Source organism: Candidatus Villigracilis sp. (genome assembly GCF_057083605.1).
Genome location: NZ_JBXMTI010000040.1, coordinates 1 through 24,799, shown reverse-complemented (window position 1 = coordinate 24,799; position 24,799 = coordinate 1). Strand labels below are relative to the sequence as shown.

General features: G+C 49.3%; 19 protein-coding genes. 18 read left to right on the top strand and 1 reads right to left on the bottom strand.

All coding sequences use genetic code 11. From position 1 onward, the window contains the following. Positions 1–382 precede the first annotated feature (382 nt). From speD (AC14M5_RS06340) to AC14M5_RS06290, 11 genes are all read left to right on the top strand, one after another. On the top strand, positions 383–766 hold the full coding sequence (speD, locus tag AC14M5_RS06340; RefSeq protein ID WP_484028799.1) for an adenosylmethionine decarboxylase: 384 nt from the start codon (positions 383–385) through the stop codon (positions 764–766). Positions 767–839: 73 nt separating this feature from the next. After that, positions 840–1,667 carry a polyamine aminopropyltransferase gene (gene speE / locus AC14M5_RS06335; protein ID WP_484028798.1) on the top strand — a complete coding sequence of 276 codons (828 nt, stop codon included), beginning with the start codon at positions 840–842 and terminating at the stop codon, positions 1,665–1,667. Next, positions 1,664–2,068 (top strand): S-adenosylmethionine decarboxylase, encoded by a 405-nt coding sequence (gene speD, locus AC14M5_RS06330; RefSeq protein ID WP_484028797.1) that lies wholly within the window; start codon positions 1,664–1,666, stop codon positions 2,066–2,068. The genes speE and speD (AC14M5_RS06330) overlap by 4 nt, the downstream gene beginning before the upstream one ends. 260 nt (positions 2,069–2,328) lie before the next feature. Then, the gene (locus AC14M5_RS06325) at positions 2,329–4,197 is read left to right on the top strand and encodes a hypothetical protein (RefSeq protein WP_484028796.1); all 1,869 of its coding nucleotides are present in this window, start codon (positions 2,329–2,331) and stop codon (positions 4,195–4,197) included. A gap of 180 nt (positions 4,198–4,377) precedes the next feature. Further along, positions 4,378–7,287 carry a hypothetical protein gene (locus AC14M5_RS06320; RefSeq protein ID WP_484028795.1) on the top strand — a complete coding sequence of 970 codons (2,910 nt, stop codon included), beginning with the start codon at positions 4,378–4,380 and terminating at the stop codon, positions 7,285–7,287. Positions 7,288–7,406: 119 nt separating this feature from the next. After that, on the top strand, positions 7,407–7,688 hold the full coding sequence (locus tag AC14M5_RS06315) for a PqqD family protein (RefSeq protein ID WP_484028794.1): 282 nt from the start codon (positions 7,407–7,409) through the stop codon (positions 7,686–7,688). 172 nt (positions 7,689–7,860) lie between these two features. Beyond that, positions 7,861–8,400: a twin-arginine translocation signal domain-containing protein gene (locus AC14M5_RS06310; protein WP_484028793.1), complete on the top strand. Its 540-nt coding sequence runs from the start codon at positions 7,861–7,863 to the stop codon at positions 8,398–8,400. 303 nt (positions 8,401–8,703) lie between these two features. Next, positions 8,704–9,177 carry a twin-arginine translocation signal domain-containing protein gene (locus AC14M5_RS06305; protein WP_484028792.1) on the top strand — a complete coding sequence of 158 codons (474 nt, stop codon included), beginning with the start codon at positions 8,704–8,706 and terminating at the stop codon, positions 9,175–9,177. Positions 9,178–9,334: 157 nt separating this feature from the next. Beyond that, positions 9,335–9,865, top strand: coding sequence for a twin-arginine translocation signal domain-containing protein (locus tag AC14M5_RS06300; protein WP_484028791.1), 531 nt, complete (start codon positions 9,335–9,337; stop codon positions 9,863–9,865). A gap of 107 nt (positions 9,866–9,972) precedes the next feature. Beyond that, complete coding sequence (locus AC14M5_RS06295) at positions 9,973–10,968, top strand: hypothetical protein (protein ID WP_484028790.1); 996 nt, start codon at positions 9,973–9,975, stop codon at positions 10,966–10,968. Beyond that, complete coding sequence (locus AC14M5_RS06290; protein WP_484028789.1) at positions 10,938–12,104, top strand: nucleotidyltransferase domain-containing protein; 1,167 nt, start codon at positions 10,938–10,940, stop codon at positions 12,102–12,104. The genes AC14M5_RS06295 and AC14M5_RS06290 overlap by 31 nt, the downstream gene beginning before the upstream one ends. A 221-nt stretch (positions 12,105–12,325) precedes the next feature. On the opposite strand, the gene AC14M5_RS06285 is transcribed toward AC14M5_RS06290, so the two are convergent. Next, positions 12,326–12,904, bottom strand: coding sequence for an isochorismatase family protein (locus tag AC14M5_RS06285; protein WP_484028788.1), 579 nt, complete (start codon positions 12,902–12,904; stop codon positions 12,326–12,328). A gap of 361 nt (positions 12,905–13,265) precedes the next feature. On the opposite strand from AC14M5_RS06285, the gene AC14M5_RS06280 reads away from it, so the two are divergent. The 7 genes from AC14M5_RS06280 to AC14M5_RS06250 all read left to right on the top strand — a co-directional run bounded on the left by AC14M5_RS06280 (position 13,266) and on the right by AC14M5_RS06250 (position 24,593). Continuing rightward, the gene (locus tag AC14M5_RS06280; RefSeq protein ID WP_484028787.1) at positions 13,266–15,647 is read left to right on the top strand and encodes a hypothetical protein; all 2,382 of its coding nucleotides are present in this window, start codon (positions 13,266–13,268) and stop codon (positions 15,645–15,647) included. 22 nt (positions 15,648–15,669) lie between these two features. Further along, entirely contained in the window at positions 15,670–16,491 is an 822-nt protein-coding gene (locus tag AC14M5_RS06275) for a hypothetical protein (protein WP_484028786.1), read from the top strand. Positions 16,492–16,801: 310 nt separating this feature from the next. Continuing rightward, the gene (locus AC14M5_RS06270; protein WP_484028785.1) at positions 16,802–19,882 is read left to right on the top strand and encodes a LysM peptidoglycan-binding domain-containing protein; all 3,081 of its coding nucleotides are present in this window, start codon (positions 16,802–16,804) and stop codon (positions 19,880–19,882) included. A gap of 12 nt (positions 19,883–19,894) precedes the next feature. Beyond that, positions 19,895–20,866, top strand: coding sequence for a hypothetical protein (locus AC14M5_RS06265; protein WP_484028784.1), 972 nt, complete (start codon positions 19,895–19,897; stop codon positions 20,864–20,866). A 44-nt stretch (positions 20,867–20,910) separates the two neighbouring features. Then, on the top strand, positions 20,911–21,444 hold the full coding sequence (locus AC14M5_RS06260; protein WP_484028783.1) for a hypothetical protein: 534 nt from the start codon (positions 20,911–20,913) through the stop codon (positions 21,442–21,444). Positions 21,445–21,614: 170 nt separating this feature from the next. Next, positions 21,615–23,639, top strand: a complete 2,025-nt coding sequence (locus AC14M5_RS06255; protein WP_484028782.1) for an Ig-like domain-containing protein — start codon at positions 21,615–21,617, stop codon at positions 23,637–23,639. A gap of 18 nt (positions 23,640–23,657) precedes the next feature. Then, positions 23,658–24,593 (top strand): hypothetical protein, encoded by a 936-nt coding sequence (locus AC14M5_RS06250; RefSeq protein ID WP_484028781.1) that lies wholly within the window; start codon positions 23,658–23,660, stop codon positions 24,591–24,593. Positions 24,594–24,799 lie beyond the last annotated feature (206 nt).

The window sequence follows — 24,799 nt, the reverse complement described above, 5'->3', positions numbered from 1 at the left end:
GGCCGAGGGCAATTCTACCTTCAGGTTGAAGGTACAATTGCTATTGTAAGGATAAAGTGATGGTTGTATGATTCGCAAAGGCGCAGGGGCTGTCATGCAGCCAGTCAACATTTTCAGAAAAAGCTGCATTCTTTATCCAGCTGGGAACACAATCCATCAAAAACCTTTAAGGCACGTCCTCTTCGCGGAACGACTTGCCCCTACTTTGGTAACCTTCAAAAGATTGACATTCAGATATATCGTAGTATAAATCCTAGCAACAGAGTCTATTCGAAGGCAGTTTCGCACGTTATGCCAGGCCCACATCTTGCAGATCGTGTTGAAATCTCAACGATCGTGTCTTCGGATGGGTTCTTTATCTTTTTAACACCTGGAGGTGTGAGTGAACGCGACTTTGAAACTTGGAGAGCATTTTATCTTCGATCTCTCCGACTGCAACCATGAGATCCTCATGGATAGCGAGAAATCCTACTCGCTGTTTGCGCAAGCCGTACGTGATAGCGGCTTGACGGTTGTGGATGAGGGCTTTTACAAGTTCAGCCCGCATGGCTTTACCTGTTTTTTGCTTCTCTCAGAGTCGCATGCAAGTTTGCATGCATGGCCTGAATATGGATACTGCGCGATAGACCTTTTCACCTGCGCCATCGGCAAGGATATGATGCCTCTGCTGATGCGCCTCAAAGAGGCCTTTGGTGCAGATGATTTTTCGCTCCGCAAGCTGGATCGTGAAGCATCCATTGAAACCCAAATACCCGTCGCGATCTAACTTGGAGTCCAAAGTCTCCCGACTTTGGAATTCCGACGACAGGAGTCGTTGGAGTCCAAATGAGTAAAATTCTATGAGTATTTGGTTTACTGAAGAATTACATCCCTATTATCGCAAGGGGATCCGCGTAAAAAAGATACTTGCCGATGAACAGACTCAGTTTCAACATTTGCAAATTGTTGAAACTGAATTTTTTGGCAAGGCCATGATCCTGGATGGCATCATCCAACTCACCGAGCGCGATAACATTGGCTATCACGAAATGATCGTGCATGTGCCCATGCTCGCAGTTGGAAAACCCAGGCGCGTGCTGATCGTTGGCGGCGGTGATGGCGGTTCATTACAGCAGGTATTGCGATATCCCTCCGTTGAAGAAGCCATTGTCTGTGAATTGGATCAGCGTGTGGTGGATCTCTCACGCGAGCACTTCGCTTCTTTCGGCGACCCGTGGGCTGATCCTCGTGCCACATTACTTGTGCGCGACGCTTTTGGGTTTCTCGAAGAAAACCCGGGCGAGTTCGATGTCATCATTTCTGATACCACCGATCCCATCGGCATGGCGGAGCGACTGTTCTCGGACGAGTTCTATAAACTCATGGTACGCGCATTGACTCCAAACGGAGCGGCTGCAACACAATGTGAACAGCCTTTCTTTGATACCGAGTTGATCAAGACCATTTATCGATCAGCCAAAGTGCTGACGACGAATCCAGCATATTACTATGCCAATATTCCAACCTATCCCGGTGGCGGAATTGGCTTCATGTACGTTTCAAACACGCCCTGGGAAAAGGGATTAGTAACGCCTTTTCCTCCCGGCGTGAATAATTACATCAATCCTGATGTCCACAAGGCAGCCTTTGCCTTGCCAGAGTTCTTTAGAAAAGAGTTGTACGGATGAAAACCTTACAAGAGAAAAATTCAAAATTAAATAGTACGGAAGAAACAGCAGAATACTGGGGCGTATCTTCTGCCATAGATTTGTACGAATGTGATCTGGCGCTGATGCAAAATGCGGACGCAATCAAGGAGTTTGTAAAAATTCTATGTGACCGTATCAAGATGCGCCGTTACGGTGAGACGCAAGTGGTCTTTTTCGGCGACGAACCACGGGTTCAGGGATTCAGCATGACGCAGCTTATCGAGACCTCGCTGATTTCTGCTCACTTTGCAGATGCCAGCCGCGCCATCTACCTCGATGTGTTTAGCTGCGCGCCCTATGACCCCGAAGATACAGCCAAATTCGCAGCAGAATACTTCAAGGCGGCGCATCATCGAGTGAATGTCACGTATCGCAAATAGCTCCACTGAAACATAACCCACAAGATGGGTTTTGCACTTCCTGAACTATTCAGGAAAACACTGCATGAGTAATGAAGTAGTCCCCGATTCTATACAGAGTCGGGGACTACTTCATTTATTTACCCTGTTGTTTGGATAATCACGAGTGGAATTATCAGATTGCCTCGATGTGCTTGTAATCACAATTTTGGCACTGTATTATATAGTTGAGGGACAAGTGAGGGAGTGGTCAACCATTCATTTTGAATGAGAGGTGAATCATGCCTGCAAACATGGTCAATAATGGGATAAAACGCCGCGTGGTCGATGAAAGCCTGGCGTTTCTCGTAACCTGCGGAAAGGATGCTATTGTTACATTCATTCAACGGGTTAATCAGAAGAGAAAGGCAGGCTTACTGGTGAGCGGGGGCATTCCATTACTTCTGACGCAAATTAATAACAATATTGGAGAATCTTTTCCCGAAGAGGACTTGCTGGATTTTGCCGATTCATGCCGAGCCTATGGCCATCAACACATCTTTTTGTATAAAGTTGGTACGCAAGATGACGCTTTATTGCATGATTTGCGCAGCCAAAATCACATAAGACGACTGCTTGCAAATCAAGGCTTGGCAGAATGCTTTAACAGATCACAATGGATTTGGGATTCGCATCACCCCGAACTAGCTTCAGTCATGCAGCAAAACGAGTCCATTCCAATCTGGACGTTCAAGTGGGTGGAAACAAGAACCTGGTCAAGTGCTGCAAAGACTAATGGCAATGCCAAGGCAGCGCCAGTTCTTGTGACCAAAAAAGAACGCTCCGTCAATTTCTTTCGGATCGATTTTGACTCGGGAGAATGTGAGCTATGCATCCAGAAGATGAATGCCAACCCGCAGCGGTCTTTGCAGGAGGAGCACGATCTCTACATTGGTATTATCAGAAAATTACTGGGCCTTCATCAATTGCATCGGATCAATCTTGAGCCTGTAATAAAACGCCTGCTTGATTCGAAGGATATAAAACTAAGAAGCTGGAAAGTTGCCTATGAAAGAGGCGGATACCTGAAAGGCGCAGGCGACCCAAAGCTGGCGCAAAGAATAAACCTATTCTTAACACCTTTTATCGGTATGGAATTAAATAGTATCTGGCTGAACAATGAGTACGCAGGCGCCTTCACCTCTTTTGATGCCAAGAACGATGAGATATTTGTTCACAACCATTTCGCCGATGAGCAGGAGAAAGCTGTGATCCTCGACAAGATACGGCGCTACAGCGAGATAAGATTTCAAAACCCGATGTTGAGGGAACTTGCTTCCACACACGAGCACTTGAAGCCAGCCATCTCCGCGATTGACGGGAAAATTTCAAGATCAACCAGAGACAGTATCGATTGCAGAAAACTTGCCGATGACCATTGGATACCACAAGCCGAAATGCTGGAGGCTGTGGAAGCCATCCTATCTGTCAACCGCAACAAAGACGGCCTGCGTAATATGTTCCAGGTTAAATATCAGGTGATCTGCCCGGAAACCAACAAGCCTGTTCTTGATTCAGAAAACAAGCCCGTGGAATATTATGATAGGAATAAGATTCCGAATAAGATCAATTGCCTGCATTCATTCCCTGCAGGGATTAAGAAACATCCAACCGAAGGAAATATCAAACCAATCATTAAGGTGTTGCCTGTCCCCAGTTTCTGGGATATAGGAGTGTGGGGCATGGTGGAACGCCCAAACGGGCTGCTGAGTTTTATGGAAAAACATTTGGGCAAGAAATATGGGTTGAAAACACTTCAGATAACACTTGCCATGATCTGTTCTGCGATCTTCTTCCTGGCTGGGTATTGGATCATCAATGGAATGCTCACGTTCTCAACTCGCTTCCCGCAAGAATCGAACACGATAAACTTCATGTTTACCACGTTGATGCTGGTGTCGGTTTTAATCCTATTCGTATTCATAATCACACTGTTTGGCTCCACGATCATGACGCAGGCATTGGAGGCGCTTAAGAACTTTATGAAAACCACTCTAAGTATATTCAAGAGAAAGCCTGCGCAGAATAATAATCACAAAGGCCATAAGAAACGGACACCTGAGAAATCACATGGATCGATCAAGCACAGACATGCCCCTCAGACCAAGTAAGATGTGTTGAAAGGTTGTAAAACTATCGATGGATTGAGCTGCGGGGATTTTGATTTTTTGGATGGAAATAGGGCGGATATTTGGAATGTTTTTGAAACATTCATTTTTCCCATTGCAACTGTACTATATGTAAGGAGGGATAGTTTGGGACATAACCCTGCCCATGAAAGGAGTACATAAATGAATCCTAAATATATTCGGACCTTTCTGCGAATAACAGCCTTGTTGATTGTCATGGTTTTACTTTCAGGTCTGGCGATTCCAGTTTTGGCTATTGCGGGCGTAACCACTCGCGTCTCGGTTGATTCAAGTGGGGCACAGGGAAATGGGTACTCACATCGTCCCGATATTTCCAATGACGGGCGTTATGTGGCCTTTGAATCGGTTGCCAGCAATTTGGTGAGCGGTGATACGGGCGGCTTTTCTGATGCTTTCGTCCATGACAGACAAACGGGTGGGACCATCCGCGTTTCGGTGGCGGCGGGCGGAGTTCAGGCAAATGGAGATTCTGGTATTGTCTCCATTTCAGGAGATGGACGCTTTATCGCTTTTGAATCGAATGCAACAAATTTAGTGAGCGGTGATGCCAACAGCGTAGTAGATCTCTTTGTGGCAGACCAACAAACGGGTAGTGTGATGCGCATTTCCGTCGCCTCTAATGGTGCCGAAGCGAATGGCCCATCCAGTTATCCGGTCATCTCTGCCGATGGACGTTATGTCGCTTTTATTTCCGAGGCCACAAATCTGGTGAACGGAGATGCCAATGGGTTGGAGGATATTTTTGTGCATGACCGCCTTACTGCTGTAACGACGCGTGTTTCTATTGACTCGAGCGGCGCACAGGCCAATGCGGCTTCATCCATTCCATCTATTTCTGGTGATGGCCGCTATGTGGCTTTCTCCTCAGGCGCAACGAATCTGGTGGGCGGTGATACAAACAACAAAACAGATGTGTTTGTGCGTGACCGCCAGACAGGCACTACCACACGTGTCTCTGTCAATTCGAGCGGAGTTCAAGCGGACCGCGGCGCAGGCAACCCATTCATTTCTGATAATGGACGGTTTGTAACCTTCGCGTCTTCGTCCACCAATTTGATTGCCCAGGATAATTTTTCATTTACACATATCTATGTGCATGACCGCGAAACTGGTACGACAACCCTCGCTTCAATTTATGCAGACAACTCCATGTTGATCGGCAATTCTGATGAGGCTGTGATTTCCGCTGATGGTCGTTACATTGCCTATCAATTTGATGACCGAGGCGATGGGCAGGCCATCTTTGAAGGTCGTGTCCTCGATCGTTTGACCGGGGGAATCAGTGTGGTGCCGCATGGGAGTAATTCCCTCTTTGTGCCTGTTATTTCCGGTGACGGAAGGATCATCGCCTTTGCCTCAAGTGATCCTTTCGTCAGCGGCGATACGAACGGAGTATTTGATGTTTTCGTGTATGAGGTTGCATACACACCTGATCCCAACCCAACAGTTACATCGGTTGATGCTTCATGCGGATCTGGGTGCACCTACCCAACGGGCGCTACTGTTTCCTTCAATGTCACTTTCTCAGAAATTGTCAGCGGCGTAACAGCAGATGATTTCAGCCTCGCAATGAGCGGTGGTATTTCTGGAGCATCCATTGCAAGTGTCAGCGGCTCTGGTTCCCAGTTTGTTGTCACTGTTAATAGTGGAACAGGAGATGGCTCCCTGCGTTTGGATGTTGTTGACAATGACACGATTAAAGATGTTTCAGGCAATCCCTTGGGCGGGGTCGGCGTAGGGAATGGTAATTTCAATACAGGCAATTGGTATATTGTTCATAAGTCCCTGCCTATGGTCGCCAGCGTTTTGCGTGTTGAGACAAGCCCAACTGCAAATAATACAGTTCATTTCAACGTAACGTTTTCTGAAGCGGTCAGCGGTGTGAATGCAAGTGACTTTTCGATTACGGCCAACGGCATCACTGGCGCATCTGTAACGGATGTGAGCGGCGCGGGCACTACCTATAACGTCACGGTCAATACGGGCACGGGTGATGGCACTTTGCGCCTGGATGTTTTAGATGACGACAGCATTTTGGATTCCGTCAACATTCCACTCAGTGGCGCAGGTGCTGGCAATGGAAATTTCATATCAGGCGAGTTTTATCTTGTTGACCGGTTTGCCCCAACAGTGATCAGTATTCTGCGAATGGATGCGCATCCCACCGCGGCCTCAGTTGTTCATTTCAGCGTGACATTTTCCGAACCTGTGAGCGGAGTGGATATCGGTGATTTTCTGCTAACAGCCAGCGGCATCTCTGGCGCAGTTGTGACCGATGCCCAGACTTCAGGCAACATTAGCACGGTGACAGTCAATACCGGTACCGGCAACGGCACCCTCCGCCTTGACATTGTAGATAATGACAGTATTACTGATTCCTATGGCTATCCATTGGGCGGAGCGGGTGCAGGGAATGGTAATTTCAATATTGGTGAGACCTATATCATTAATAAAATAACCTACGTCACTGTCACCGAGAAATTAAGATCAGGCGGCAGGAATGACGGCTGGATACTTGAATCAAAAGAGGACAGCAATCAGGGCTATGCCAGGAATTCCACGGCGGCAACATTCATCCTGGGTGATAATGCTACGGATCGTCAATATCGGTCTATTTTGCATTTCGCCACCTCCTATTTACCTGATAATGCCGTGGTTACCAAAGCCATCCTGATGATTAAGTTGCAGGGTGTGATGGGAACCAACCCCTTCCAAACTCATGGCAACATCACAATTGATATTCGCTATGGCCCATTTAGTTCCGGTCTCTTTAGCGTTAAGACCTTGCAGGCTTCTGATTTTCAGGCGCCAGCCAGCCTGAACTCGGTGGGTTTGATCCAAAACAACCCGGTTGACGGTTGGTATTGGGCCATGTTGGATAGCTCGGCCCTCCCTTATATTAACTTGACCGGTGTAACCCAGCTTCGCCTCGCCTTCCAATTGGATGATAACGATGACTTTGAAAATGATTACCTGACCTTCTTCAGCGGAGATTACGTCCGAGACAGGGACCGCCCCCATTTGTTGATCGAATACTATAAGGTGAAATAGAAACCATGTAGTGAAACGGAGGGGTTTCGCACTCATAAAAGACTTCGGAAGTTTCTGAAACTTCCGAAGTCTTCTTTTCACAAACCCCATGATAAAATCTCCCACGAGGAAACAATGCTATGAAATTAACCGCCCCCACCTCCACCCCAAAACAATGCACTGGATTCCTCATCGAACAGATGGACGGTGAGTTAGTGCTGTTTCACCCCACGCGCAATGTCATCATCCACACCAATGAGACCGCCGCGCTGATCTGGCAAATGTGTGACGGCAACAATACCGTGGATCAGATCGTGCAGGTTCTTAGCGGAGCCTATCCTGATTCACGTACCCAGATCGCCAAAGAAGTGCCCGAGACGATTCAAAAACTGCGCGCACAAGGCGCGCTCGATGGCGGCTGAAACTAAAATGACAGCCAACGGTTTGTTGGCTTTAGGCAAGCTCCAGCCGCCGTCCTCGGCGCAGGAAGCAAATTCTTTTTATTCCAATTGACCTTGAAAATCATGGTCATAATTTACCTGAACGTGTAGAATATCACAGTAATCAACCTTGTTTTCCAAAAGGACGTGCTCCATGACCGAACCAAAACAAAAAACAAAGAAATTATCCCGCCGCGATGCGATTAAACTGCTTGGCGCGGCTGTCGGTGCCTCTGTGCTGGCGAACCTACCCTCCAAATGGAGCACACCCGAGCTTGCCAGCGGCATATTGCCTGCTCACGCGCAGACCTCAGGCGGTTTACTATTTATTGACGGCGGGTTCATCCCCAGCGAGGAAGTAAGGTTGATTCCACAAGATAGGTCTGGTGTCCAGGAGATTAAAGCGGCTTCGCAACTAAGCTGTAGTTTTGTGGGGACGCATTGGGTTCAAATCTCACAGCCAATTGCCGACATTCCTCTGGTTCTTGCGACCAATCCGACTAGCGGTCCAACTTGGTATATCCCAACTTCTTCCCCAGATGGTACATATTATACTGATCCCGATGGGAAGGTTTATATTGATATTGACGTAGTATTTAACGGCAGTATCATTTTTAATTGGACCTTCCAAAACCCAAATGATGGTACTGATAATGAGACTTTTATACTTGATGTTTGTGGATTTCCCCTGTAGCGTTTGAACCAGACTGTCATCCATTCTATCGGATTTACTCACCTGCGAATACAAATTACGCAGGTGAGTTTGTTTTTAATCAAGAATGAGATAAAATTTTAAACCATAATGACTCATGCTCCAACCAACTCATGGCTAATCGAATTTGCAGGGAACACGATCCGCTGCGATACTGATCACCCACATCTCCTAGTTTAATGAATTCTTTTTACCACCAATGCATCTATTAAATCGTTGCCATAATTTGCCTCAGCGCGTACAATATTACAGACATCAACCTTATTCTTCAAAAGGACGTGCTCCATGACCAAACCATCTTCCAAGAAACTTTCCCGCCGCGATGCGATTAAACTACTTGGCGCAGTTGCTGGTGCTTCGGTGCTGGCAAACCTGCCTTCCAAATGGAGCACCCCTGAAATTGCTAAAGGTGTTTTGCCAGCGCATGCACAAACATCAACAACACTATTTTCATTTGCCAGTTGCTCGGGCTCCACAGGCTTAACACCAGATGGTGCACCAATAAATATGTTTCTTGATGCTACCATTACACCTGCCGCCTTGGGCATCAGCTTAAATCTTGCAATATTGTCCAATTCCGGGGTGAATGTGACCAGCAATCCGAGCGGAAACTATCTCACCAATAATTTGGGTGAGGTATTTTCATTCCTTCTTCAGATCAATAGTAATACCTCGGGAGCCCAGATCGTTTTTAGATGGACTTTCAATAACCCGGCTGAGGGAATCGATATCTGCGATTCTACGATCACTTTTGCTTAGAATGATTCCGTTTGTATTGCAAGACCTGTTTCACCTCACCTCAAAAATATTTATCTGAGGTGAGTTTGTTTTTTAATAACTAGTACCCTTAATTAACTTCTACTCAAATGTGCTTTCCTCATGTAAAATCAGTTAAGCAAAATATAAAGGAAGATATATGACCGAACCCACACAAAGCCCTAAAAAAATATCCCGCCGAGATGCGATTAAACTGCTTGGCGCGGCTGTCGGCGCATCAGTGCTTGCGAACCTGCCCTCCAAATGGAGCACACCTGAGCTTACTTCAGGCGTGCTACCTGCTCATGCGCAGGCCTCGTCCCTGGGGTTGAGAATTTTGGACTGCGACCTTAGCCTGGACATCTCCTCTGGTGATTGGGTTGGTAGTGCTACAGTTGGACCTCTTCCGCTACCTTACAGCATACCAATATGTTTGACCCTTACATTTATAGATACACACCTTTCCGTTGGGCCGGCTGAACCACAGCCCCCACGTAGTGTATGCAGCTTTGCCGATCAGAGCGATGGCATGACAGGGGCTGCTCTTACTAGCGCCTTTCCTAATTGGGGTGAAGTGCTCCCCAATTCGGGCAAAACCAGCGGGTCGGTCACCGCACTTTTTGAATTTGCCTCTTCTGTAGATGGAACTGATACTTGCAGCAAGACCGTGGATTGGCTCATCACTCCGTAGTGTATTTCAAAACCAATTCAACGCCCTGGCGCAATGAAATTTCACGCCCCGAATATATCGGGGTGAGTTTGTTTTTATAGAAGGATGAGATAAAATTTCAAATCATCATGAACCATGCCTCAACCAGCACGCGGCTTGTGCAATTTGGAGGAAATTCGATCCGCTTCGATATCGATCACTCAAATATTCTCAAAGCGGTGGATACGCACTTCGCACACTGTTTTGGAATTGATGAAAAGGTCATTTGTGAGTATCAAGCTCAGGCAGGGAAGGAAGCGCTCTTTTCCCTCTCAAGAGATGATCGCAATCTCATTTCCGAAGGTACAGTAGAGCAAGTCCTCTTCCAACTCATGCAGGATGGCCTCACCCAGCTAAATGGCGCATCCACTACGCATCTTATCTTCCATGCCGCGGCGCTGGCATATCAAGATCGTGGCTTGCTGTTGTGTGGCAAGAGCGGCAGTGGCAAGTCCACGCTCACTGTGCAACTGGTTGCTAATGGATTTCAATATCTTACCGACGAAGTAATTGCATTACCAATTGAAGGGGATGAGATCAGCGGATTCTGCCGCTCATTGGTTCTCAAGAAGGGGTCAGCCTTCATCTGGAGGGAGTTGCTGGCGAAATCTCAAGGTCATCTCAATAGTGTCACCCTGAGCGACAGCGAAGGGTCTCGCCTCTCGAAAGTTCGAGACTCTTTGGTCGCGAAGAACGCTCCCTCACATCGTCCCGATGTCCGTTCGGGAGAGCAACACAGTATTTTTAGGACTGGTACTACAACAGACGGCTTGCTCGAATTCAAAGACGGGAATGCCTGGGTTGCGCCAACTCTTTTTAACGCCTCAGCAGTTCGAAGGGAAGTCAGGCCGCACGTGCTTATCTTCCCAACTTATAAAGAGGGAGTTCCTTTCCAAGTGGAACGTCTTACCTCGGCCAACACCCTCTTTCGCTTGATGCAAACTTTGGTGAATGCCCGCAACTTCCCAGACCATGGCATGGCAACCACCACACACCTTGCCCGTCAGGTCACTGCCTTCAGCCTTACCTATTCCGATATCGAGACCGCATCGCAATGGATTCAGCAAACGATCACAACGCAATAGACTCAACCTATCGCCTGCTCGCATTATGTGCTCGAGCGGAGTCGCACCCCTTGATGCTGGATCAATTGTCCCGACAGATTGCAGCGTTCACCGATTGGGATGAACTGCCTGCCCAGGCCGAACTGCATGGCATGGCTCCGCTGTTGTGGCATCACATCCGCAAGGCAGGCATTTCCATTCCGCCAGAAACGGAGCGAACTCTCAAGGGGCTTTATTTGCGTCATCGCGCTTTCAATCAAGCACACACTGAGGCATTACTGGAGGTCACCTTGCTCTTTGAAAGCGCAGGCATCCGCGCTCTGGTGCTCAAGGGGTTGGCGCTTGCATATGAATATTACCCGGACCCGGCCCTGCGTCCCACTAGCGATATTGACCTGCTGTTGAAACAACAGGATATTTTGCCCGCTCTGGATTTACTAAAGGGCGCAGGCTTTCGCGTGGACTCTGCGCCTCACTCTCCCTCGGGCCCGCTCCCAAAAGAACTGACAGCTGATTCGCCGCTGAAAAATGGCATTCGCACCCATGTTGAGTTGCATCATTATGATGCTCGGCAGCGTACACTGAAGGATAATATTCCCGATGTTGAATTCATGAGCCTTGGTGCATCGCCCCGGCCTGTTGCGATAGGGGGGCAAGTTGTTTATACCCCCGCGACAATGGATACTCTCAAGTACTTGTTCAGGCATCTAATACGTCATCTATCTGAGGCACCTGCTGAAAGACCCCTGCAATTGAAGTGGGTCGCAGATATTGTCAGCCTGGTTGAACAACATGCCGAAACGATTGATTGGGATGATTTACAACAGTATGATCGCGCGCTTCTGGAACGCCTTGAAGTATTTTATAGCCTGACCCCAATGCCTGAACGCCTTGTGATGCTCGTGCCTGTCCGGCAGAGCATAAGTCCATCGGGCCTTAACCAATATCCCAAAGGTTGGCCGCAATATATATTTCACAGTTGGCGGCAGGTTGGGTTGCTGCGCTTCTTATGGCAGACCTTTACACCGCCTTCTGTTTGGTGGCTGCGTCTTTACTATGGGATTAACCAACGATCTTGTTTCTGGTATGGACAGTTCATCCACCGAATTCGAATCATCAAATTAATGTTTTGGGGATTGATCCGAAGAATTCGATAGGTATCGAGCCTTCGGAAGTTTACTCTTGCAACTTACCTTATGCAGTTTCAATCCCGAAGGGATGTTATTGTTTTTTTAGCAAAGTCATACCACCCCTTCGGGGTTTACATCCCTTTTTGCTTTATATCTATAATCATTTCACTTGTTTCGACACGGTGAACGAAAGACGAACCGTCAACACACCGCCTTCGGAGTTATTTCTGCGTAAGCGATAAGGTGGGTTATAAAATCATTCCCTCAGGCGTTTCGATGCCTGACTTTTCATATTCAACAGATTTTGCCACGGTGCGGATCCATTCGTAGTAAAGGCTCTTCGCGCTGACAATGATTCCGCCCGCGCTGCGAATACGGTCAATGCCAATTTGGTGCGCGTTGTCAGGGGAGCCTGTGGCATCTGACACGACAGCCACCTTGTAATCCAAATCCATCAACCCCAGTGCCGATTGTGCGACGCATACATCGGTCTCATAGCCGATGATGACAGCGGTCTTGCGCTGAGTCTGTTGAACGGCTTCGAGGATATCTTTCTGCGCAGCAAGACCGAAACTCATCTTGTTGAAAATTTTTGTATCGGACGGCAGGACTTGCGCCACTTCATCACAAATATTGCCTGTGTTGGGTATATCCTCAGCCGTGACGATCAACGGGATGTTTAGCCAATTTGCGACCTTGATCACCCAACACATCCTTTGCAAGAGTTGGTTGTTCTCATTCTTCGATTCCTTTCTTACAAAAGAAGGTTGAATATCAATGGCGATGAGCAGGGAATCGTTGACATCGAGCAAGGATGAGTTAGCCATAGGATTCTGTCCTTGATAATGAAAATAATTTGCTGTAAATCACAGTGTAGCATAAATAATAACTCCAGGATTTTTCCTTATAGGATATTTTAATGAAAAACCCAGAATTCCATATTCTTGATCGTTGCTGATGTGTTATCCGAAAGGGAGTAGCCGCGTTCACACAAAACGAGTTTGATCGATCTGGTAGCAGGGAAGGCTGGTCTCTTATTTTATATAGGACATTATGGGGGGTAGTAATCTTATTAAAAGATTGCTATAGTACATTTATCGTCAAACTCGGAAGTCATGGAGTTTGCCTTTAAAAAACAATATTCTCGTCGGGGGTTCTCATGATCTTGTAGAGCGAATAGGAGTATTGATGAGCAACCGAAGAGGATTACCTGTGATCGGATGCATTGGGGTTAGCATGGTAGTGCTGGTGTTAATTCTTGGATTAGCAACACTGCAATTTATGCGATATCGTACCTCAGTCGAGCAGTTGCCCGACAAGGCATCACCGATCACCCTGGCTATCACTGATCCACATACGGGGGCACAATTCGCCGTGGGTACACCGCTCCTGGTACACGTGAGCGCCGGTAGCGCGAATCCGCTACTCTCTCTTGAGCTATGGTCCAACGGGCAGATTGTTGGTGTACAGGGTGCGCCTGGGCCGGGCGGAGTCACACCTTTTGCGGCGGATTTTTCATGGACTCCTGACAGCCCTGGAACTTACTCACTCATTGCGCGGGCAATTGACGCGGATCAGATAACCGGCGACTCTACTCCAGTAGTAGTGATTGTCGGGCCTACAACCAAAACTGGGGAAGATGGCGGGGCCGATGACGCTGGGCAAAGCATTCCAATCGGCAACGGTGGAGGTGGGAGTGGAGATTCGATTCCACTTCCAGCGCAGCCTGCCCCGCCGGATGAATCGGATTCGATTGGGCCAGCGCAGGTGTGGAGTCTTAGCGTAGGTGACTGGTTATCAAATATTTTGGGCGGCTCGCCCGATGTACCCGAATTGACTGCTGAGCCCGAAGGCTGCGGCGCAACGTTGAACATCCACGATCTTTCTGATGGCGAGGACGGCTTCATTGTCTTTAGAATGACAGAAACCGCTCCGATGCTGACCAAGATTGCCACGCTGGATGGTCAATCACAACTCGACTGGTTGACCTATACCGATCAGAGTTATACGCACGCAAATAGTTATATGGTGCGTGCATTTAAGGGTGTCGAAGTGGCAGATAGCAATATCGTATTTGTGGAGGGTAACCCGGCCGAGTGCACCCAGAATGCCTCCGGTCCACCGCTGTTATCCATCCAACTCACAAGCCTTAAAACTGACATCAATGCCGATATGGTTTATTGCTATAAATCCCTGAATGGCGTGGATTGGTCGCGTTCACCGTCGGTTGGATTCTTCATGCCCGGTGCAGACGGTTTCGACATTCAAGGTCAGGCTGATAGCATTCTTCTAAATGAGCTCGATGACAAACCTCTCACACTTGACCTGGAATGTTGGGGTTGGGGGGGCGGCGCATTGCAATTGCTTGGCAAGCTCCATCAGGATGGGATCAATCCCAGCCTGGGTAATTTACAGTTGGTGGGCAGTGGGTTGACAGCTGGCTTGAGTCTCGGTGGGATTATTCAGACTAAGGAAGGGGATCCGCCTCCCAAAGCTCCCACCGATCCAAAGATGCCCAAGGTCTTTGCAATCCTTTTCTTCGGCCCGGACGCATGTACAGAACATTTGCCCGAGGATGCGAACTTTATCGAAGCCCTATATTGCGCATGGTTTCCTGAGTACAACCAGGACCAGGGTCAATCGCAACCTTACCTGGTATGGTATGTCAGCGACGGTTTATGCGTGAATGGCCAGGGTGCTGCCTGCAACAGCTTTCAATCCTATTTGGATAGAGCTAATACCTATGGTGGGCAGGTGGGTTTCCACGTATATGCCCAATATAGCAATTCGATTCCGCTGGCTACAACACCCCACGATCTGACTGCGTTCGTGCCGCCGCCCAATGGCACCTGCGGCGAGAACACCTATTATTTCACGGTGCGCATGTTCTACCAGGGAGGCCCGAATGATCCAGATTATCCCAACCAGCTTATCGAAGGCCCGGATAGTAATACGGTTACGTCACTTGTCAACTGCCCACCGCCCAGCGAAGTCAAATTGGATGTGACCTTCGATACGTTGCAGATCGGAGATCTGGGAGATGGCGCGACCGGTGGCGACGATCTCGAGGTCTATGCTTCATTTGTAGCAGAGGGCAAGAATCCTGGCAGCGGCTCGGTGCTCAACTTGGGCTACTGGGGTTGGAGCGGCGGTGACTGCCCCGACGATTCGTTCACTTGGTACGGCTTGGAGGGATCCCTGGATTGGGGTTTCCTGGATAGCCAGGGAATCAGCCTGGAATGCCCTCAGATCGTGACGGAAGGTGATATTCCCATCTCGGAGTTGAGCTTGTGTACCAGCAACACCTACTCGCACTGTGTAGGCTCTTACTCGAACAATAATAATAAGATACAGATCACAGTAGGCGACGGAAGTCAAATCCGCGTAGCAGTGCACGCCATGGACTATGACGAGAATAGCGGCGACGATGATGTATGCCATACGGAAACATGGATCGGGCCGCAATCCATATTTGGATGGCAGGGCTTTAGCACCAACAGCTCGATGTCGCAGGGTGATAACGGCAATGCCTCCTGTACCGTGTTTTTCCATGTGGCTCCCTCGCCCTAACACATATCGAAAGATGACAACTATGAAAACCATCTTGAGAATATCCGCTTTATTTTTGTTTGGCCTTAGCGCTGCCTGTGGGCCAGTACCTAACGCTGTTATTTCTGATGTTCCCAGCGGGCCGGGGGCGTGGATCGACGCGCCCTTGGATGGCAGCACGATTCCGCTGGCATCCTATAACGTGGTCTCGCACGCCAGCGACCCAGGCGGCATAACAACATTTGAGTTAAAGGTTAACGGACAGATCGTTAGCACCGCTCCGGTCGGAGGAGATCAGGTCGGGGAGACTATCACCCATATCAGCCAACCCTGGCTGCCGCCAGCACCCGGCACCTATTTACTTGAGGTACGGGCAGCCAATGGTAATGGCGATTACGGGCCATCGGCTTTCGCTCAAGTTGAGGTGGGCAATGCCGAAGCCGAAGTGCCCCTTCCCGCAGTGCAGGCCTGCATTTGGACAGCGGCAGTCAATGCCTTCGTGCGCGAGGGGCCCGGGGCCAGCCTTTATCCTGAGATCACAGCCGTAGTAGCCGGCACGATGCTGCCTGTCGTTGGGCAGAGCCAAAACCAACAGTTCTGGGCCGTTGAAGTTCAACCAGGAAGTGTTGGTTACGTTTCCAAGGATGCCAGTTTTGGCGAAGTCAGTGGCAATTGTGATGTGCCTGTCCTACTCGACCCATTGCCTCCTCCACCTACCAACACGCCGGAGCCAGCGCAGACCACTCCTCAATGCAGTGATGGCATCGACAATGATGGCGATGGAAAGATTGACTTCAACGCTGCCGCAGCGGTAGGAGACCGCCAGTGCACCAGTCCCGATGACAACGATGAAGCGAATCGATAGAGCCACTCTTCAGCTGTTACATTTGCCGGCATAACGTGTATTTGGTCGTAGTACTATCAATTCGCGAGTTGAACGAAAACAATGATTCACGGCAACAATTGCTGCCATGAATCATTGTAAGAAATGGCCTAGTCACTAATACGATGGCACAGGGATGTGGTTGTTTTCATGCCAGAATAAAGCTTACAACAGGTTGGTTAAGTAATTCAGACTATTTCAATCCAATTAGGAGATTGAGGGGATTTGTGTTTGACTTTCAAACATGCTAAAGTGATTCAACACCAGACTTGATTCGGTGAGGAGCCTCAGTATGGATAATATATCTTCGGGAGTATCTAGCCGAAAGTCATTTCATCTCTTTGTTTTACTTTTGTTTTTGATTGCCTGCGGCATTCCTGCCACCACTGTTCCCTCCATATCTTCTCCCGAATTTTCAAATCATATCATCGTTTCACTCACAGACCCTCAAGATGGAGAGGCGTATCCTGTCAGTGCGGGTCTTGCTGTTCGGGCAGAAGCAATATCAGATAGTTCTATTAATCGTATGGAATTATGGGTGGATGGAACTCTGTTCGAGGAGTACATTGCGCCTGAAGACGGTTTGGGTCTGTTAGTCCATTATTGGACCTGGTCGCCGAAAACACTTGGCACGCACTCTTTAATGATTAGGGCCTACAACGACCAAGAACAGGCAGCTTTTTCGAACGCCATCCATATCAAAGGGATCGAAGACCCCGGTTACATACTGGTTGTTCAGGCTGAAGAAGGTGATACTGCCTCACGCATTGCGGAAGAATACAATGTCACCCTCGATCAGATCATCCAAGACAATCCACATTTGGCCAGCATTGAATCTCTTTCAGTTGGTGAGGAAGTCTTCGTTCATATTAACCCACCGAAGGCTGCGTCTTCTCCTTCGATCAGCGCCAAAGTTTTGATGAAAATCAAGGAATGGTCGGTTAATGCACAACAAGGCTTCTTGAAACCTCCCCATGCGCCCTCAGCCCCAACATTGAATGTCATTGGGCAGGGATGCGATGCGGCCCTGACAATTTCCGATCACGCCACGAACGAGCTGGGATTTCAAATTTATCGGCTTGACCCGGGCTCCATGTCATTCTCAAAGCTGGCAACTTTGCCCGCACATGAAGGAGTGGATGCCATTTCCCACACGGACCCCGGTCTTTACGGGCTCTATCATTACTACGTCTCGGCCTTCGATGGTTCGGGCGAAGGAGCAGGGAACCTTGTCAGCCTCAACATCGCCGATGCCAAATGTTCTGGCGTGCCCACAACCCTGGATGATCTTGCCTCAATCCCTACCGGCGTGGACGAATACTATTTGTATCTTTCGATCAATGACGGAGACTGGCGTCGTTTCCCTGCGCAAGACTTTGTATATCTGAAGAAAGTTAAGGCGATTGACTTTGGTCAGATCGCTTCGATTCTTGCTCCGAATTTTGTCGGAGATATTACTATGCGCGGCGAAGTGTGGGGCATGTTTAATGGAAGGGCAACCCTGCTTGGGACTTTTGATAAATCATTTAAGAGCACCCAGGCACCGGCTATGATCGAGCCGTTCGGATTTTCCCTTTCTCTGATGACCACGCTCGATGTACGCGGCATATACAATCCAAACGATGGTAAATACGCGTGGCTCAAGGAAGGGGGCATGGCCTATGACACAAGGACCTTCCGCTTTGGAACGGACACAACTGCGGCTTATGGAATCTGGCAGGTATCCAGCATTCCTTTCGAATCGGAAGCGTCACTGAATCCAGCCTGCCTGTTGTTGACAGATAAAACAAAGGGAAGCGGCACACCCGCCTCGCCATTTGTGTTCACTATAGATTTTTCTTCCCTCAAACCCAAGATCGAATCCCTGCAGCTTTCACCATTTGAAAATTCTCTTAGCCTGCAGCCTATTTTTTCCGCTCCCTACTCGCCCGGAGACCTCAGTGGGTCCGGGCCACAAGTTGTGACGATACCAAAAGGGAATGGTGGTGCGTTTGATTTTGGCGGAGCAGCGCCCGTACTTACCACCTTCGATCCCTGCGCGCAGAATGTTTCCTCAGAAGACGGAGTCTTAAGTTACTATGTTCGCATCCTGCCTGTAAACAATGGGCAGCCCGCAGGCAAGCCATCCAACACCGTCATCATGAAATATGATCCAAGCGGCGGGATCAAGATTTCCATCCCCGTTGTGCCCATACCGGACAAAACTTATTACGATGTGAAGATCTTGAAATTCACCGGCGTTCATGTGCCGGATCTCTACTACGAGTACTGCGTTGAAATTGTTGAGAATCCATTTTATGACAGCGGAGTTCTTTCTGAATGGTCAGATCGTAAACCCGGAGAAAAGGTATGCCCCAAAAAATTCACGGGAGGCAATAAGCCCGGCATCCTGGATCCCATTGAAGATGCGTTCAATTTCATCGGCGGACTCTACAATAAATTATCCGATTGGGCCACCGAGCTGGTTGATCAGCTCAACCCGCTTTGTATTGGGGCCAAATTGACAACGCAAGCTGTTAACAGCGGGCAGGAGGAAGTGAAGGATGCCTGCCACTTTGCGGCGAAACTCGCGGTCGCTGCCGCAAAAACATATGTTGGTTTGCCGCCCTCTCTACCCGAATTCGATCAATTGACCGATCTTGGCAAGCAGAATCTTGTGGAACTTGCCGCTCAGGAAATGGAGGCCCAGGGCATACCCTGCCCCGATGACTGCAAGGCCGTCATTAGTAAGGGCATTGACTATAGTCTCGATCAGGTGAAGAAAAGCATGAGCAATTCATCGTGTATGGGAGAACAGGAGGCGCATGAAAATGGTATCGAACCGCTCTGCGCCCCGCCTGGCGTAATTACAAAAAAAGATCCGAGAGGCCAACCAGCCCCGGCCATGGTGGAGGTTCAAGTCACGCGCCGCCAAAATACAACAGGCCCGGACTTCCCGGAGCCAAAATCCTGCAACATAAATATTGGTGCCTTTGCTACAAATGGCTCGCATATTGGTCAGAGTTATGTTTCGGCTGCAGGCTTCCAATGGCAGGGCACAGCCATTGAAGGGAATTTGCTGGATGGCACTGGAACCTTTCCATCCTTACTACCGGGTGAATCAACCAGTTTTGTGATCGTTTTGAACCCTTACCCCTTCTGGCTGCCAGGACATCAGCAGTTTGTCAAACAAGGCTGGAAACCCGAGGACTTTGATGATTGGTATATTCTTTATACAGGCGCGCTCGCAACTGTAAAAGCGGGTGGACTTTGTAAATTTGAATTTCCTCAAGGTGTGGGGTTCAGTAATGTTGCCGTAAATGGAGACAGCCGACAAGAAGGTCCGCTTGGCGAGGCCTGGAAGCAGACCTGCCATCCCTATAATTGTCCTTGAAATGAGGCAGCCATGTTTCGCAGAATATTACCGCTCACGGTTTGTTTTCTCTTTGCAGCCTGCACTATGCCACAAGCGCAATCGATTGACGCAAAACCTCAGGCCTGGTTCGATATGCCATTGCCGGATACGGTTTTATTTCCCCCCAACCCATGCCAGGTTTTGGCGCATGGCGCTTCACCCAATGGCATAGCTATGTTTGAACTCTCCATCAATAACAGTGTTGCCGCCAGCATTCCCAATTCGGATTCCCAGGCGACACTTGCGACCTTGCAACACGAATGTTCGCCTTTGCAGCCGGGGAAAAATCTGCTCGAATTGCGCGTACAGGATACGGCTGGAGTCTGGAGCGAATACACCGAAACGACAGTAATTCTTGACGCACCGAATGTCGCTCCTGTTGAAACTGAAACGTCCTCGCCTCGTGCGACCGATACGCCTGTTTCCACCCTAACAGCCACTGCCACGCTCACGCCGACTCTTACTCCAACTCTTGCCCCCGTGATTGGTCCGCCGGACGAGTTTGCGATCACGGCGGTTTCCACATGGGTGGTATATGTCGGCAACTCTTCATGCGGTCCGATGGAAACCACCATCACCGCCCATGCCATCGCCTCGAAAGGGATCACAGCCGTGCTTTTGTTCTTCCGTTTTCCTGGCATGGACTTCCAAAACATTGCGATGAGTCCGATTGGGAACGACCTCTACCAGGGAACGATCAGCATGGTGTCTCTGTTCGGGAATTCGATCCCATTTGATCAAGCCATCCTCGAGTATCAGGTGGTCGTTCAGCAGAGCGATGGGGACACTTCACTGCGCACGCCGCTTCTGGCTGACATCGAGGCACGGGCTTGCGGTTCCGCGGGCGACCCCGGTGGCACGGATGCCTGTTCCGCTTATACAGACCAACGCACCTGTGTCGCCAACAACTGTAACTGGTGGGAGCTTCCGGGGCCAACCTTCGTATGCCAAAGCAAGCCATGATTTGATTGGTCAGCTCTCGTCGTCGATTTTTCGCGGAGAAGATCATGCGCCTTATTGACAAGCTAAGTATCCTCGTCATGTTGATCGCGGGCGGGCTGGTCTATCTTGCGGAACAATTCGAAGTGCCTCGCTTGATTCCCATTGCAATCGGCCTCTTTGGCTTGTTGACCCTTGGCCTCGGCGTGGATACTTTTGTCCAGGGAAGAATCCAGATGTTCGATCGGTTGTACAGCCGCCGCGAATATTATTCCGGAGCCTCGGCCCGCCTCCTGGCAATCATCATCTTCCTTTTTGGCGCGGGCTTAACTCTGTATAGCGTTTGTGAATGGATTCAACCCGGCGCGCCTAGCGCTTATCTGGCAGGCTTGGTGGGATCCGCGCAAGGCTGGGGAATCCTATTACTCGTATTTGGGACATTCATGACTCTGTTTGGTATCCTTCGTTTGATTAAGGGAAGCGCATGGAAAAAAGATAAACAGCAGCCCTTGGTGGATTTTGGATTTCATCTGCGGGGATTGATCACTCTGGTTATTGGCATTCTTTTGATTCTTGGGGGATTGTGGTTGTTGCTCGTATGATGCAAAACTAAATAGCTGTCTTGAAAATTAGTGCGACTAAATTCGATTGATTGTGATCGGCAAATACGGTAAATCCACTCTTTTTAATAGGACTTTATGGGGAATTCTTTTCTGCCCAAAAAATGCTAAAGTGTTTTATCGTCAAACTCATGAAAGGTAAGGAGTTTGCTATGAATAAACCAAAGTCTCGTTGGGGGTGTGCGATTGCAGGATTGCTCGTTGTAACGTTGCTGGTGATCGGTGGGGGGTGGTGGTATTTGCGCTCACAGGCTGTGCCAATTGATACAACTCCGACATCACCTGTGCTTGTGTTCATTGTCTCTCCGCCTGCTGGCGATGAGATGGATGCAGGTGACTTCGTAACGGTAGATGTGCAAGCCGTTGCGCCTGAACCCATTCAAAGCACTGAACTTTTTGTAGACGGCCAATCGCTGGGTATGATTACAGACTCACCACAAAACGCCTCATGGACTTGGCAAGCTTTTCCAGTGGGAGTCCATACATTGCTCGCTCGTTCCACCGCTTCGAATGGAGAGGTGAGAGAATCTCAGGCGGTGCTCGTCAACGTGTTGCCCGGGGATGGCATCATGCAAGTCCCAGCCGGGGATGGACAAACGTTAGCACAAATTGGTGCGGGATTCGGCGTGCCTCCAGATCAAATGACGGGCGCGAATCCGCATGTGGACCCAACGCTTCCACTGCCGGGCGGGCAGCCGGTGCAGGTGCCTGTCAACGAGGTGAATGCTCCAAGTGGTGGAGCAGGTAACGGGTCCGGAGAGGGAGGCGCGGGTCTTCCATCTGGTCCCGTGATCCTGATATCCTGGAAGTTCAAGCCGACAGAGACAGTTGATAAATCCTATTGCTATACCTCCAGCGGGAACGGTGTTTGGGAAAAGATGCCGAAGGATCCGTTTGAGTTTCTTGGTGGGGGAGAGGCGAATTATCTACAGTCTGACTTTCCGTTCAGCCAGGAAGAGATCGTAATTCAAGCGCAGTGCTGGGGCTGGTTGGGAGGCGTGCTCAAGTATCTTGGGCAGGGAGAAACTCAATTCGATACGCAGCAGCCGCCCACCGAGGTGATGATCGATGCTTCTGGTTTTGTGCTCGTGGGCATCCCGAAGGTCCCAATCCCGGAAGAGAAATTTACTGGAGGTGGAATCAAGACGATCCCGCCCCCATTTGCGCTGCGGGAGCCGATGAACGTCGCCGACTGTACATCGCATGGACATCCTTTGCTGGCGCCTTTTATCTGCGACACCTTGATGAACGCTCCTGTGAAAGAATACTTGATCCTGGAATGGGAGTGGGAACCGAAACCGTGCTGGGGCGGAGACTGCGTGTGGATCAACGAGATTGATGGATATCGCCTTTATGATATCGATCCATTTACCAAGGTGGAGAAATATTTAAAGCAGGTGAGCAACCCCAGCCAAAAGGTGACAGCCATTCCCTTGCCATGGGGACCGCATTGTTATGGAGTGCGGGCGTATGTGAATGACCCCACCATTGCGGCCTCTGAAATGACGACCTATTGCCCCGGCGAGTCACCTACGCCGCAAATGATATCGTTGAATCCCAGCGATTGGCTCACGACGGGCGGACAGTGGATTCAAGATGGAGACTGTGATACCTACGGTGGCGCAGATTCTTATTTGCTTGTGAACAAGAATACCGGCTTTGGCAACCAGCCTGGGGAGGTCTTGGTGGGTGGCTACATCGTGGATGACGATGACAACGATTGCTTCCGTCAGGGAGATTATGCCGGCGCGGTGAAATTTACGTCGCCAGTGCTTCCTCCTTCTGCTGTAATCCAGCAGGCTTTGCTGAAATATTCTTCAGCTTTCAAAGAATATCACGCCTCCGGCCTCGCAACCAATTACAAACTTGCTTGCGTTAGCGGTATCGGCAAGGCAAAACAGGATTGGACGGGGTTGGATCAGGGAAACCATTTCGTTGGAAATAATGTGCTCATGTCCGCAACATACTTCAGCCCCTTTGTATCCATATCAGAGTGGGATGATTCTCCAGAAGTGGATGTTACCTCCATCGTGAAAAGCTGGATCGCCCATCCAGAACAACATCATGGCTTCATCCTCGCGCCTGCCAGTGCGCCCAGTCCATTAACTGATGGATCTGGCATTTGTGAAACGGGGGTTGCCAACTTCCACCTCGAAATTTACTACTTTACGCCTTAGGGCAGCGAGGGCCGAACGATGAAAACGAAACTTTTCACTTGGCTGTTGATCTTAGGGATTGGGGTCTCGGCCTGCGCTCCATTGGCCGGAGATACTGGCGATTTATCGGGCACAGGACTTAACGCCTGGTTCGATGCCCCCTTACCTGGAACGATATTCTATCCACCCAACCCATGTGAGATCGTGGCGCATGGTTCTTCGCCCAGTGGTATTGCCATGTTCGAACTTTCCATTAATGGGGTCGCAACTTCCATCCCCAGCCCGGATACACAAAGTTCGTTGGTTACACTGACTCAGGATTGCGGAGTGAGCGAACCAGGGAATTACCAACTCTTGTTGCGTGCGCAGGATAATGATGGGAACTGGAGCGGATTTGCTGAAACAAACTTCATCATTGCCGGCGATGTGACACCAACCGCTTCGACTCCCTCAACCGATGCAACTGCTACTGTTTCCCCAACACCTACCCTCACGCCGACAGCGGCATCGGGTGGGCAAGCCTCCATTGAGAGTGTCTCTACGAATCTGGTTTATATCGGCCAGGCTAGTTGCGGTCCGCTGGATGTGACTTTCACCGCCCGAGTCATTGCGCCCAAGGGAATAAAAGTTGTGGTGTTGTTCTATCGCTTTGGCTCATCCGGTGAGTTCGATAGTGTGGGAATGAACCCAATGGGTGGTAATCTCTACCAGCGTACCCTCAACCCAACTTCGTTACTAGGCGGCGCTATTCCCTTTGACCAGGCCACACTTGAGTATCAGGTTGTCATTCAACAAAATGATGGAGATACATCCCTGCGCACACCGCTCATGGCTAATGTTACAGTACAAGCCTGTGGCAATGTCACCCCTCCCGATTGCTCATCCTTTACTGACGAGGCGGCATGTACATCCAATGGTTGTAATTGGGTATCCATCCCTGCCGCTGTACCTCTTTTTGCCTGCCAGAATCCATAGCTTCTTATCGCATATTGTTGCAACCTAAACAAAGGCTCGCGCAAGAGATTAGTTTGCACAGACCTATGAGATCCCGTGTGTGAAATCCGCTGAAATTTCATTACAAAGGAGTACGAATGAAAAACAAACCCTATCTCTCCCTCTTGGTTGTTTTCTTATCCATCCTGGCCTGCGGATTTCCCTCCGCCGCACCCGCAGAGCCCACT